Source organism: Shewanella fidelis ATCC BAA-318 (assembly GCF_000518605.1).
GTDB classification, from domain to species: Bacteria; Pseudomonadota; Gammaproteobacteria; order Enterobacterales; family Shewanellaceae; genus Shewanella; species Shewanella fidelis.
On the sequence record NZ_KI912460.1, the window covers coordinates 39,856 to 54,332 of the forward strand.

Annotated in this window: 11 protein-coding genes; 10 read left to right on the top strand and 1 reads right to left on the bottom strand. The window is 41.3% G+C overall.

Annotated features, from left to right (window positions below; translation table 11 throughout):
* Positions 1–67: 67 nt before the first annotated feature.
* The 6 genes from L884_RS0117990 to ruvB all read left to right on the top strand — a co-directional run bounded on the left by L884_RS0117990 (position 68) and on the right by ruvB (position 7,951).
* Positions 68–2,878 (top strand): diguanylate cyclase domain-containing protein, encoded by a 2,811-nt coding sequence (locus L884_RS0117990; RefSeq protein ID WP_028768795.1) that lies wholly within the window; start codon positions 68–70, stop codon positions 2,876–2,878.
* Positions 2,879–3,148: 270 nt separating this feature from the next.
* The gene (gene aspS / locus L884_RS0117995; RefSeq protein WP_028768796.1) at positions 3,149–4,930 is read left to right on the top strand and encodes an aspartate--tRNA ligase; all 1,782 of its coding nucleotides are present in this window, start codon (positions 3,149–3,151) and stop codon (positions 4,928–4,930) included.
* Positions 4,931–5,041: 111 nt separating this feature from the next.
* On the top strand, positions 5,042–5,785 hold the full coding sequence (locus L884_RS0118000) for a YebC/PmpR family DNA-binding transcriptional regulator (RefSeq protein ID WP_028768797.1): 744 nt from the start codon (positions 5,042–5,044) through the stop codon (positions 5,783–5,785).
* Between the two features lie 7 nt (positions 5,786–5,792).
* A complete protein-coding gene (gene ruvC, locus L884_RS0118005; RefSeq protein ID WP_028768798.1) occupies positions 5,793–6,314 on the top strand; it encodes a crossover junction endodeoxyribonuclease RuvC in 522 nt (173 codons plus the stop codon).
* Positions 6,311–6,928, top strand: a complete 618-nt coding sequence (gene ruvA / locus L884_RS0118010) for a Holliday junction branch migration protein RuvA (protein WP_028768799.1) — start codon at positions 6,311–6,313, stop codon at positions 6,926–6,928. Before ruvC ends, ruvA begins: the two co-directional genes overlap by 4 nt.
* 9 nt (positions 6,929–6,937) lie before the next feature.
* The gene (gene ruvB, locus L884_RS0118015) at positions 6,938–7,951 is read left to right on the top strand and encodes a Holliday junction branch migration DNA helicase RuvB (RefSeq protein WP_028768800.1); all 1,014 of its coding nucleotides are present in this window, start codon (positions 6,938–6,940) and stop codon (positions 7,949–7,951) included.
* Positions 7,952–7,999: 48 nt separating this feature from the next.
* Here the strand turns inward: ruvB and L884_RS22365 are convergent, their stop codons facing one another.
* Complete coding sequence (locus L884_RS22365; RefSeq protein WP_051435688.1) at positions 8,000–8,524, bottom strand: hypothetical protein; 525 nt, start codon at positions 8,522–8,524, stop codon at positions 8,000–8,002.
* 587 nt (positions 8,525–9,111) lie between these two features.
* Here L884_RS22365 and L884_RS0118025 point away from each other — a divergent pair.
* From L884_RS0118025 to L884_RS0118040, 4 genes are all read left to right on the top strand, one after another.
* Complete coding sequence (locus L884_RS0118025; protein ID WP_028768801.1) at positions 9,112–9,579, top strand: hypothetical protein; 468 nt, start codon at positions 9,112–9,114, stop codon at positions 9,577–9,579.
* Positions 9,580–9,705: 126 nt separating this feature from the next.
* Complete coding sequence (locus L884_RS0118030) at positions 9,706–10,485, top strand: fimbrial biogenesis chaperone (protein WP_028768802.1); 780 nt, start codon at positions 9,706–9,708, stop codon at positions 10,483–10,485.
* A gap of 6 nt (positions 10,486–10,491) precedes the next feature.
* On the top strand, positions 10,492–13,536 hold the full coding sequence (locus L884_RS22370) for a hypothetical protein (RefSeq protein ID WP_051435689.1): 3,045 nt from the start codon (positions 10,492–10,494) through the stop codon (positions 13,534–13,536).
* Positions 13,537–13,661: 125 nt separating this feature from the next.
* On the top strand, positions 13,662–14,081 hold the full coding sequence (locus L884_RS0118040; protein WP_028768803.1) for a hypothetical protein: 420 nt from the start codon (positions 13,662–13,664) through the stop codon (positions 14,079–14,081).
* Positions 14,082–14,477: the final 396 nt, after the last annotated feature.

The following is a 14,477-nucleotide window of genomic DNA, read 5'->3' on the forward strand; positions in this document are numbered from 1 at the left end:
AAATTTTGTCTAATAGCATTTGTAAAACAAAAATTAAGCAAAAATGTAACTTTTTTGGGAAATGTAATTGAAAACTATCACTTGTGTGTTGCTTGCCTTAGTGACCTTGCTTGTCTCAGTGTGTGCTACATCGAGTGAGCCCGAACCGTCCCCTCCGCTCGTTGTTGCAATGAGTAATGATACTTATCCCTTTCAATTTGTTGACGAAAATAACCAGCCTAGTGGCTTGTTAGTCGACCTTTGGCTTGAATGGGCCCAGCGTACTGGCACCAAGGTTATTTTCAAACCAAGCAATTGGGTGCGCTCAACAGCAAACCTTGAGCAAGGCATCGCTGATGTGCATATGGGGATGGCGAAAACCGCAGCTCGTGAAACCCAATATAGATTTGGGCCTAATTTATTAAATTTCCAAAGTTTTTTATACGTTAACTATCAACTTCCTAAAGCTGACCGTTTACAAGACTTACTGCCTTACAAGATTGGTGTTGTGAAGGGCGCGGCACAAATATCCTTGTTGCAACAGCAGGAGCCAAGATTAAGTTTTAGTTATTTTGAAAACCGCAGCGATTTACTCAATGCGGTCATAAATGAAGAGATCTTAGTTTTTGTTAGCTTAGAGGGGTTTTTACGTGAGAGCCAAATCAACAATGCTATCTCTATTCAATTCCCATTAGAGCGTCGTATATCAATTGCCAAAATGGCATTTTATCCAGCAATACTAAAATCAAACCTCATTTTATCGCAACAGATCTCAGCAGGATTTGAGTCAATCCCAGCCAGTGTTATGGATGGCTATATCAAACAGTGGCTTGGTGATAAGCGCTATCAAAATGATATTGTTGTTGCAATGCAGTCAGGTGTTGATCCATATGTGGATATCGGCGCAGATGGTTTGCCACATGGTTTGTTGATTGATATCTGGAAGTTATGGTCTGACAAAACGGGATTACCAATACGTTTTGTAGCCGGCAATATGAAGCAAAGTGTGGACTATGTTAAGCGGGGTATTGCAGATGTTCATCTTGGTTATCCTGAGAGTGCCTCGATTCAAACGGGACTCAATCGCGCCCATACGATTTATCAAGTTACTAGCCGACTGTTTTCTTATCAGCAGCCGTTGAAAACGCTGTCGGATTTGCAAGGTAAAGTGGTAGGCGTTGCGCCTACTTCACCTTATTTAACCGAGCTTATAGATGCATTACCTGACTCTGAGATACGTTACTACACTTCTGTTAGTGAGATGATTACAAAGGCTAAAGAAGGTCAGATTAGCGCATTTGTTGCGGCAGGGGCATGGACGCAACACTATTTACTTTTAAACCAAAGTTGGGATCAATTTTATCAGTATGAAGGCCTTAATTTTAATACAGATCTTTATGTATTGAACCGCAATAAAGATGTCGGTTTTTCAGAGCGTGTAGCGGCAGGCTTTCAACAGATCTCAATGGCAGAATTGGCCCAAATAGAACGTAAATGGATGCTCAATCCGCAAGATAGGATTTATCGAGAACAAGCCGGAATAATTAAATTAACGCCTGAGCAGCAGACGATAATTGCTGAAAGTGGTCCGCTAAAGGTCGGTTTTCTAAGAGATTGGCGGCCGATGGAGTTTGCAGTAGACGGTGAATACGCCGGTATCAATAGTGACATCATAGGTATTATCGCTGAAGAGCTAGGATTAACGGTGACAACAGTGGCTTTTGACGAGTGGCAAAACTTGTTAGATGCGTTAATTTCAGGCGATGTTGATATGGTGGCTAGCGTCGCAGAGACGCCTGATAGATTGGGGAAAATTGGATTTTCATCTGCTTACTGGCCGTCTCCTTGGGGGATTGTTACTCAATATAATAATATTAATGTTTTTGCCTTAGAAGAGCTTACTGGCCAACGTGTTGCGGTCGTTGAGGGATATCATATTGTTCAGCAATTAATCCAACAATATCCTGGTTTAAAGCTTGTATTAGTGCCGAGTAGCCAATCAGGGTTAAAGGTCGTTAGTGAAGGCAAAGCAGATGTGTTCATTGACAAAGTGGTTAATTTGAGTAGCCGATTACGCGATGACGATTATGCTAATTTGAAAATGTCGATGTTGGTCGATTTTGCTGAGCAACGCAGTCATATAGGCGTGCACCCTGATAAACGTGCACTGCTGCCATTAATTAATAAAGTGCTAGCCAGTATTGATCCAGATAAACAGCAGCAGATCCATCAAAAATGGGTAGGACAAACAATCGAATTTGGACGCGATGAATATCTTAAGAATGTACAAATAGGACTGGTTGTTTTTCTGCTGCTGATGCTGATCGTTATTGTTGCACTAATTGCTATTCGTCATTTACGTAAAGAAGTTGAGCGTCGTATTGATGCCGAAAATAAAATGGCTCACTTTGCTAAGCATGACAGTTTAACTCAATTACCTAATCGTTCATTGATTGAAGATAGGTTAGAGCAAGCGATTTTATTGCATAGCCGCAGCACTGCACAGTTTGCGGTCATCTTCATCGATTTAGATGGATTTAAGCTAATTAATGATCAGTACGGTCATCATGCTGGAGACACATTTTTAGTCCATGTCAGCGACGTTTTGAAACAGGGGATCCGTAGATCAGATACCGTAGGACGGCTTGGTGGCGATGAGTTTGTAGTGATATTAAATGATATAAAGGATATTAAGTCGGTGTATGAGGTTGCAAAAAACTTATTAAATAGTTTAGCTGAGCCTTTTTATTTACAAGATAACAGGCTATCGGCCTCGGCAAGCATAGGCATTGCTGTATTTCCAAAGGATGGTGATAGTATAGACGGCTTACTAAAAACGGCAGATAAGCAGATGTATCGGGCCAAAAATTCAGGTGGTAAAACTTACCGTAGTTTATAGCGCTAGCGTTGAGTTATTAGACACTTAAACAGCAAGTTTTAATTTGTCTCGAAAAATTTGCAGTATGTCTGCACGATATCAATTAATTGTGAGTAAACTATTAGCTACTAATTATGTGGGTTAAGCTGTTTTTTAATCTAAATTGATGGATAGTTAGCCGACTAGTCGATAAGTTATTTGGAAAACGGCAATATTTCTCTATAATGCCCGTTTTGTCTTGTTTTGAACCAGATCCTCAAGCATCGCTTTGCGGAATAAAGGAAGAGTTAAATGCGCAGTCATTATTGTGGAGACGTCAATAAGTCTCACGTAGGTCAAGAAGTGACCCTAGTGGGTTGGGTTAACCGCAGCCGAGATTTAGGCGGCGTAGTTTTTCTCGATTTACGTGATAGAGAAGGTGTTGTTCAAGTTGTTTACGATCCAGACCTTCCAGAAGTGTTTGATGTTGCAAGCACACTACGCAGTGAGTTTTGTGTTCAGATTAAAGGCTTAGTAAGAGCAAGACCTGATAGTCAAGTTAATCCTGACATGCGTACTGGTGAAATTGAGATTTTAGGTTTAGAGCTAACAATTTTAAACAGCTCTGCACCATTGCCAATTAACATGGACAAAAATCAGCACAATACTGAAGAGCAGCGTCTTAAGTATCGTTACTTAGATCTACGTCGTCCTGAAATGGCAGATCGCATTATCTTCCGTTCTAAAGTCACTAGCGCTGTACGACGTTTCTTAGACGGTAATGGTTTCTTAGACATTGAAACGCCAATTCTAACTAAGGCGACACCAGAAGGTGCACGTGATTACCTAGTACCAAGCCGTACCTATAAAGGTCAGTTCTTCGCACTACCACAATCACCGCAGCTGTTTAAGCAGTTACTGATGATGTCTGGTTTTGACCGTTACTACCAAATCGTTAAGTGTTTCCGTGACGAAGACTTACGTGCTGATCGTCAGCCAGAATTTACTCAGATTGATATCGAAACTTCATTCATGACATCAGCTCAAGTGATGGACAAGACTGAAGAGATGGTTCGTGGCCTATTTAAAGATCTGTTGAATGTTGATTTAGGCGATTTCCCTAAAATGACATTTGCAGAAGCGATGCGTCGTTTTGGTTCTGATAAGCCTGATTTACGTAACCCACTTGAGCTAATTGATGTTGCCGATATTGTAAAAGATGTTGAGTTTGCAGTATTTAATGGCCCAGCGAACGATCCTGAAGGTCGTGTTGCTGTATTAAGCATTCCTGGTGGTGCTAAGCTTTCACGTAAGCAGTTAGATGAATACGCTAAGTATGTCACTATCTACGGCGCGAAAGGTCTAGCTTGGATGAAGGTTAATGACCTAGACCAAGGTATTGAAGGCATCCAGTCGCCTGTACTTAAGTTCTTAAGTGAAGATGTTGTTAAAGCATTACTTGAGCGCACTGGTGCACAAACTGGCGACCTTATCCTATTTGGTGCCGATAAAGCGAATATTGTAGCAGAAGCTATGGGTGCACTACGTCTAAAAGCGGGTGAAGATTTTGACTTACTTGAAGGTGAGTGGAAGCCGCTATGGGTTGTTGACTTCCCAATGTTTGAACGCACATCAGATGGTGGTTTGCATGCAATGCACCACCCATTTACTGCGCCAAGCAATATGACGCCAGAAGAGCTAGAAGCTAATCCTACTGCTGCGATTTCTGATGCATACGACATGGTACTAAACGGCTGTGAATTAGGCGGCGGTTCAGTGCGTATTCACGATAGCAAGATGCAGTCTGCAGTATTTAGAATTTTGGGTATTAACGACGAAGAAGCAAGTGAGAAGTTTGGCTTCTTATTAGAAGCGTTGCGTTATGGTACACCACCGCATGCAGGTCTTGCATTTGGTCTTGACCGTATCATTATGTTGATGACAGGTGCAAGCTCTATTCGTGACGTAATGGCGTTCCCGAAAACAACAACTGCAGCTTGTCCGTTAACCAACGCACCAGGGTTTGCTAATCCAGTACAGTTAGCAGAATTAGGTGTTAGCGTCGTTGAAGCTGACGCTAAAGACGCAGAGTAATATCAAGCATTAAAGAGCCGAGTGAAGACTCGGCTTTTTTTTCGATAAAATATACCCAAGAAACTTATACAATGCCTGTAGGTTGTTTGGGTATACATTAAGGAGTTAGATATGGCAGGTCATAGTAAATGGGCCAATATTAAGCACCGCAAAGCAGCTCAAGATGCGAAGCGCGGTAAGTTATTCACTAAATTTATTAGAGAGTTAACGGTAGCGGCAAGAGAAGGGGGCTCAGATCCCGATTCAAATCCCCGCTTACGAGCAGCCATAGATAAGTCATTATCGAACAACATGACTCGCGATACAGTTGAAAGAGCGATCAAACGTGGCGCAGGCGAGCTTGATGGCCAAGTATTAGAGACCATTATTTATGAAGGTTATGGACCGGGTGGCACTGCGGTGTTGGTTGAAACCATGACCGATAATAAAAACCGTACCGTATCAGGTGTAAGAAATGCCTTTAGTAAGTCTGGTGGTAACTTAGGTACCGATGGTTCTGTTGCTTATCTTTTTGATAAGAAAGGTATCATCTCATACGAAGGTGTTGATGAAGATACGGTAATGGATGCTGCGCTTGAAGCCGGTGCTGAAGATGTGGTTACCCATGAAGATGGCTCGATTGATGTACTGACCTCTCCTGAAGATTTTGGTAGCGTTAAAGATGCACTCGATGCCGCAGGTCTTGAATCTATTAATGCTGAAGTGACCATGGTGCCTTCAACAAAAGCGGAACTTGATGCAGATACAGCACCTAAGTTTTTACGCTTGATTGATAACTTGGAAGATCATGACGATGTACAAGAGGTATACCATAACGCCGATATTTCTGACGAAGTCATGGAAAGTTTGGAATAAATAATCTATGGCAATTATTTTGGGAGTCGATCCCGGCTCTCGGATCACCGGTTATGGTGTAATTAACTGTGTTGGTCGCCAGCAAATTTATCTTGGAAGCGGTTGTATTCGCACCAGTTCTGATGAATTACCGCTGCGGCTAAAACAGATCTTCGATGGCCTTTCAGAGATAATCAGACAATATCAGCCAGATGAATTTGCTATTGAGCGGGTTTTTATGGCTAAAAATGCAGACTCTGCACTTAAGTTAGGTCAGGCTCGTGGCGCAGCAATTGTTGCGGCAACAGCTGCTAACTTACCTGTTGCTGAGTATAGCGCGACTCAAATAAAAAGCGCTGTTGTGGGTACAGGCCGCGCGCAAAAAACACAAGTACAGCATATGATCCAGCAATTGCTTAAATTACCAAGTGCACCACAAGCTGACGCAGCGGATGCTTTGGGGGTTGCAGTGTGTCATTATCATACTTGCCAAAGCTTAGTCGCCTTGGGCGGACGAGCCAATGTAAGAACATATGGACGATATAAATGATAGGTCGTATTCGTGGTGTATTAGTAGAAAAACAAGCACCAGAAGTCTTAGTTGACGTTGCAGGTGTTGGCTACGAAATTCAAATGCCATTAACCAGCTTTTATGAACTACCGGATCTTGGCCAAGAAGCTGTTATCTTTACTCATTTTGTTGTCAGAGAAGATGCTCAACTGCTCTATGGTTTTATTTCAAAGCAAGAGCGCAGCTTATTCAGATTATTGATTAAAGCTAATGGTGTTGGGCCAAAGCTGGGGCTAACTATTCTTTCTGGCATGACTGCAGGTGAGTTTGTTGCCTGTGTTGAGCGCGATGATATTGCAACATTAGTAAAGTTACCCGGTGTAGGTAAAAAAACTGCAGAGCGTTTGTTAGTAGAGATGCGTGACAAGCTAAAGAGCCTAATGGAAACATCGGTCGGTTCTGAGCGTGAATTTGTACTTCAATCTAACTATAAAGCGCCTGAAGTCGTAAATACTGCAGAAGAAGATGCAATAGCGGCATTATTAGCATTGGGATACAAGCCTGCTCAAGCGAGTAAAGCTGTGTCCTCAGTTTATACGGTTGATATGACATCAGAGATGCTGATTAAATCTGCTCTAAAATCGATGCTTTAAGGAATGTAGATGATTGAAGCCGACCGATTAATACAACCGCACATATTAGACCGAGATGAAGTCGAAGCGGTTGATCGTGCGATGCGACCAAAACTACTTGATGAATATACCGGTCAAGATGATACTCGTGCGCAGTTAAAAATATTTATTGAAGCGGCGCAAAAGCGCAGTGAAGCCTTAGATCATATGTTGATTTACGGGCCACCAGGCTTAGGTAAAACCACATTAGCTATGATCGTTGCCAATGAAATGGGCGTTAATATTAAGTCTACCTCAGGTCCTGTACTTGAAAAAGCGGGTGATTTGGCTGCCTTGCTGACTAATCTTGAGCCTAACGATGTGCTGTTTATCGATGAAATTCATCGTTTAAGTCCTGTTGTTGAGGAGATCTTATATCCAGCAATGGAAGATTATCAGCTGGATATTATGATAGGAGAGGGGCCTGCAGCACGTTCGATTAAATTGGATTTGCCTCCTTTTACCCTTGTTGGTGCAACGACTCGTGCAGGGGCGTTAACTTCACCTTTACGTGCTCGCTTTGGTATTCCACTAAGACTTGAGTTTTATAACGTTAAAGATCTTGCAAGTATCGTGACGCGTAGCGCCAAAGTTATGGGGCTTGAAATCGATGAGGACGGCGCTATTGAAGTGGCTCGTCGTTCTCGTGGTACACCACGTATTGCTAACCGGTTACTCAGGCGTGTCAGAGATTTTGCTGAAGTTAAGCATAGTGGCGCGGTCACTAAAATGATAGCTGATGAAGCATTAGACATGCTGGATGTTGATGCTGAGGGTTTCGACTATATGGATCGGAAGCTATTGTTGGCCATTATTGATAAATTTATGGGTGGTCCAGTAGGTTTAGATAACTTGGCCGCAGCCATTGGCGAAGAGCGGGAAACCATTGAAGACGTACTTGAGCCGTTTTTAATTCAGCAAGGTTTTATCCAGCGCACTCCGCGGGGACGTATAGCTACGAATAGGGCATACAGCCACTTTAACTTGATAAAGCCTGAAGCTTAAGTAAGAGATAAAAATAGCCCAGTTAACATGGGCTATTTTTAATTATAATTACTGCTCAATTATTCTTAATACATATTGCGGAAACTTCTCTCCAGCAGTGGCTTTTTTCCCAGCCACGACCTTAGCACCAATTGAAATCACTTCACCATCAACTCCAGGGTTATCCAGTGCAACCGTTGGGAAATTTTTATAAGTTTTGTTTTTGTACCTTACTCGCAGTGTTTTTAAATTGACCTTGGTTTCGTTTGCAAGCTGAAAAAACTCAATGGTAATGGGTCTGTTGCTATCCGAACGCACTAGATATTTACCTTGGTAATAATCGTTATCGAGCAAAGTTGCGTTAGTGCCACCACCTAAGTTTCCTTTCCAATTAACGATCACCACAGTCGACTTATTTAGGTTTTTAACTGTGGTTGGGTACTTTAGTGGCTGAATTTCAGTAATAAAAATCGCGGCCGATGCGTTTGATATGCCTAGAGAACTGACCCCAAAAACGATGGCTATAATTAACATCGCTTGAAGTAAAGCAAGCTGCACGCTGTTATTTATAAAAGTAAGTTGATGAAAAAGCATTATTTTCCCTTTTATTATTCTTTGGGGGGTATAGCAATTAGTATTATTTAGATTACTGAATATGATGCTGTTGCGGAAGTAGCACTGCGCTGAATTTGATGGATTTTGTAATAACTCGAATTTTGATAGCAGTACATATGCAGGGCTTTGCTGATTTTTTTGTAGTAATAAAGTCTAGTTTTGAGCATTCACTCTAGACTAAAGGGTTATTCATAGTGGTTATAAACTATCCCTTTTTGTTATATATATCTGTTTAACCACAACAAGAATAAGTGATTATTTACACTGTGATTTATGATTAACTTGGTTGATTAGTTTTTATTGAGTGTTAATTGTGGCGTTTTTATCTTTTTTGTAGCGGTCTGCCAAGTCGTAAAAAACTAAAGGGTTAATTTTTACTGTTTTTGCTTAGATGACAGTTTTATGAATTGATAAATAAGCATGTTGCTAAATGTAACAAAATTGTTATAAGTTCAATTCCAAGCTTCACGTTAAAGAGAATTACCCCTGTAGAACAGTGGTTTAATGAATCTTTTATTGGTGCAGCGAAAATATAAAAATAATCGATACCCTATAGGAACTGGATAATGACAAATAAAATACTACTTTCTACTCTTGTTGCATCTTCTCTACTACTTTCTACTAGCGCCATTGCAGAAGACGCAACAGGTACAGCTAACTTTAATTTAGTATATCCACTGACTGTAACTGAAACGACAGCGATGGAGTTTGGTGACGTTTCTATTGCTGCTGACGCTAACTGTGCTGTTGATTTTGCCGGAGCAACTACAGGTTCAGCTTGTGTTGCTGGTGGGGCGACTTCTGCAGCAGGTGCTTTTACCGTTTCTGGTGCTAATGGTCTAGTTAACGTATCTGTATCTGGCGCAGATACTAGTATACCTGGCGTTGAATTTACTCCTAGTGTTGCTAATGCGTCTGAAACAATTGCAGGTAACACAGCATCGATTAATGTTGCTGGTAACCTTGCTATTACTGCTGCAAACGCGACGGCAGGTACTCACGCGTTATCTTATACATTGAGCGTGACTTACTAAATCTATTAAGGGGCTATGAATAAGATGAATTCATAGCCCCTGCTTTAATCGACGAGAGTCGATGCCGAAGTAAGCTATTCAAAATAATAAAAGAGGGTAAACCTCGCACATTAGCTAGGCGACGATATGAAAAAATTTCTACTTGGCTGTATTGCAGCACTTTTAGCATTTAATGCTTCTGCCAATCTACTTGTGAACCCCACTCGCGTAGAGCTTGATCGCAAAAATACTAGCGCTGTTTTCTCTTTAGTTAATAAAGGAAGTACCCCAGCTCGTTACAATATCTATTTTGAAGATAAAAAGATGCTGGCTAATGGTGAGTATGTAACCTTATCAAAGCAAGAAGCGACTCACTCGTTAGCAAGTTTTGTACGCTATTCACCACGCAGGGTTAATATTGAGCCAGAGCAAGGGGTTCGAGTTCGTTTGGCGGCAAGGTTACCCCGTGATATCGCTAATGGTGAATATCGTAGTTATATGGTTTTTCATCAAATACCTTTAACGCCAACAACGCAAACAAATAGCACTGAGCAGGATGCCGATACATTCAGTTTATCTATTTCTGCCTTTATGAAAGTGGCAATTCCAGTATTGATGCGAGTCGGCGATTTAACGAGTGAGCTCAAAATTGATAGCAATGCGAATGATAGTAGGCAATCAATTGAAGTGACACTGCAACGCACAGGAGAGCGCAGCAGCATTGGTGATATAGAGGTTATTAACCCAGTAACCAAGCAAGTCATCGGGGCGATGAAAAATATTGCTATATACACTGAGGTTAATCAGCGACAGCTTTCCATTCCTCTGAATCAACCGGTTGCCGCCGGGACTGAGTTACTTGTTCGTTATCAAGAAAATGATTCGCTGTTTCAAGCGCAAACCGTAGAGGCTAGTTTAATACTCTAGCCGACTTTGAACGCGTTACTTCGACTATTACAGTTTTGTCGCTGGCTTACTTTAGCAGCGATATTTCTGATCGCGCTATTAGCATCGAAGCCTGCATCAAAAGTATCCTCAATTGACTCGCCTGATCTCGAGGGTACGCTTAACCCATATTCTGCACTAGCACTCACAGTAAATGCTCCCAAGATAGCGACTATAACTCATCAGCTAGAGCGTGAAAAACCGCGTGACTCTCAAGTAGAGCAATTATCTCAAGCCCTGCGGACTGAGGTGACACTGAATGAGCCTGATAATGCTATTTTAGAGCAGCAGCTTTCCCATAAAAATGCTGAGGTAACAAAAGAGAAAGCAATTCAATCAATTGTTAGTGTGGCAGCAACGGGTGTTGCTCTTGAAAGTACTATTGAGCCCCCTAAAGCTAATAAAAGTAGAATGTCATCTCAGCCGATAGCAGGGCTGTCAAAAACAGCTTCTGAAGATGAACTAAAAACAGCCGATGGATCGGTTTATAAAACAGGCCAAAACCAGTCGTTGCCAGTTCAACCCTTGCAGGCCTCTCAAAGCAACATAGGCGCTTGTGATCATCAACTGGCTATTCCCTATACAAGAGAGGTGGCTGATGAAGCGTTATTTCTCGTTACCCAGCTTTTCTATGCAGACATGCTGTTAAGCAATGAGATGTTTGCATATCACGTTGATGGCCGTTTTTATTTACCGCTAGAGTTTATTGTTGAGCAGCTGTTATTGCCGCTACAAGTTGATATCGACACTTTCTCTGCCCATGGCTGGTTTGTTGATGAAGCTAAAACAATACAAATTGATCAGCAGTTGATGCTGTTTTGGAACCAAGGTGTTGATTGCAGCACAACAGCATCGGTTATCTTCCATGATAGTTGGGATCTCTATTTAGACACTAAGATCTTACAGCAGTTATTTGGCGTTGAGGTCACATTTGATCCCGCAAGGCAAAAGTTTGATATTGCGGCCTCCGATAATATTCCACTTAGCCAACTAATAGAAAGGCAGAAAAAATATCAGTTATTTAATGCACAAAAAAACAGTGCAGATAAACGCCCGATTAAAGAGATTAATAAACAATATGCCCTTGTGGGGGATTTAGCACTGAATATCGATGTAGGAGTGAGAACGCAATCGATTAAAGATGATGTTAAAACTGAAACGGACAGTTATGTTCAGGCAAGAACAGACATTTTTAGTCACAATAGCTATGTAGCATACTCTCACACTGCTAATGGAACGACATTCAATGGTTATCTAGAGCGAATTTTAACTGATCAGTGGTTTAATTTTTACCGTTTAGGTGATGTTGATTCTCATAACTTATCTTTGGTTGCTGACTCAACTCGAGGAACGGGGGCTGTTGTTAGCGCCGGCGATGGATTTAATGCCGATTTGCGTACGATAGTTGTTGATGGTGAATTGGAACCCGGTTGGGATGTAGAGTTATATCGTAATAATACCCTTATTGGTGTTCAGCGAGTGCAGTCCGATGGCCTATATCGATTTAGTGATGTGCCTTATTACATAGGTTTAAACCAATATCAGTTGCGATTTTTCGGCCCCAATGGTGAAAGCCGAATCGAATCCTTCAGTAAGTTACTTGATAACTCAGTCTTAGAAAAGGGCAGTGTTGGCGTTAATGTCGGTGCCATTACTCGAGAGCAGGATGATTTAAAGCAGTACTACGCCGATATTAATTGGGCGGTAAGAGAGGATATGACTCTAGGTATGGCATTGGTGCAACAACAAGATGAGCAAAAGCAATGGCAATTTTTACCTCGTTTAGCGGTTAACTTTGTTGGCGATGCTCAACTTGTTGAACTTAACTATGTTCAAAGCCAACAAGGCTATGCAACCAGTGCAGCTATACAGGGAAGTCAAAGTTATATCGACTGGCAAGCAGAATGGCAAAAGTATAGCAATTACTCAACATGGGATAATGTTGATGGGCGTATCAATGAGCAAGCGTTTGTCAGTCTAAGTGGCGGATTCAATGAGCTCGGGATTAATTGGGGGCTGAATGGACGTTGGCAAGCATTAAATATTGGCAGTGATAATGCGCAGATGAATTTTCTTTTATCTGGGCGGGTTAATACTTTAACAGTCAGTAATGAACTGCGCTGGTCGAGTTTAAACAAGCGTGAACAATGGCGCGATAGAATTGCATTATCTGGTAGGTTAAATAACTGGCAGTTGCGCAGTTATGTTGATTTAGAGCTTGTGCCAGATGTAATGTTAAATCAGTGGGTATCGAATATTAATACTGCGATTAACGATGATGCAAACTATCAACTTGAGTTACGATATCAGCCTAATAGCGATACTGAATTTAGTATGCGCAACTCCATCGCTTATTTCTTTGATTTCGGAAGTCTACGGCTAGATATTGATAATGCTTCTAACGGTGATTGGTTTGCACAAATGAAGTGGAATAGCGCCATATTGTGGGATACTAAACCTGATCGTTGGCTAGTTGACCGAATGAGCTATATCAATACCGGAGCCGTAAAGATTATCGCTTTTCAAGACGATAATGCTAATGGCTTGTTTGAAGAAGATGAGCTAGCGATTTCGGGGTTGAGATTTTCTGGCCACAGTCAGTCAAACAAACAAACCGATGAAAATGGCGAGCTGCTAATTACTCAGTTACAAACCAATAGACAGCAAAAGTTGGTCCTTAATGAAAACAGCTTAAAAGATCCCTTTTTAATTCCGGCAGCGCATATCATCAGTGTTAACCCCCATCCCGGGCATATTCAACCCATTTTGTTTCCAGTCATGTTTACATCAGAGCTAGAGGGGGAAGTGGTTTACTTCGATAGTGGCATCGCGGCAACTGGCAAGTTATTGGAACTGCGATCAGTAACGTCTGCTTTAACCTATCAAACACGAGTGGAATATGATGGTGTATTTATTTTTGAGCAAATCCGTCCAGGTGAATATCAGCTATTTTTGGACGCAGAGCTGATCCGCAGCATTAAGTTAATGCCTGGCGAGTTCCTACAATTACCGCAACTGATAGTTAGTAATTAAGCTTGTCGTCATTCAAAAGTCGCATTTCACTGACTTGTATCGAGTTTTAAGCTTTGGCAATTTTGTTTATCTGTTTTAGGCAACTAAACTAAAGCAATAACTTAACTTGGCTTTGTGAAATTGATATGAAGTTACTCTTTGGCCTCGCAACCGCGATTGCACAGGCACACTTTAATTTAGTGGTGCCTTTATCTATCGAGCAAACAAAGCCTATCGAAATGGGGGATATATATAATATTGCCAACATTCATTGTGAGTTAACTGCTCAGGGCAGCCAAGGAGAAGGGTGTGCCAGTTCCAATACCTCGCTCGGCAAGCTAATGCTCAGAGGTAATGAAGCTGAGCAAGTGCTTATTACGGTGACTCCAGTTACAAACAATAGCGTATCTTTTACCCCCATTTTCGACAATGGCAAGCAAACCTTATCAGTTTCCCTGTCGTCCAGAGCGACAGAAATATCCATTGGAGGTTCAATCACAGTAGCAGAAAGCGCCGATTTGGGCCCTCAATCAATTAGCTATTTAATTGAAGTTAATTATCAATAAACCTGCCCGGTTATATCTGACGACCATAATGAAATCTCAACAATCATTTATTGTTAATGATTATTGTTATCAATATGTCGTTGGTTTTTATGATTGCGAATTTGACAGCAACTAAACAATCTCACTGTAACATTTATTCACAAATATGCGACTCCCTGCATTTTTTAGCTTAACCCCAGCTTACTGCTAGCCTAATTTTGTCTATAAAAACATGAGCAATCTCAAATAATCAGCTGCAAACTTTAAGCCTTTACTAGATTTTTGATGTGCGTTTTGTGATGTGCGTCACATTTATTAACTTCTTGCGCGTTAATAAAAGGTTGCATCAGTTCTGGTTTAAAAAGCTACTCCTTTGGTGAATTTTAGTGGAAAACACTGGTGCGTGATATTGCTCAC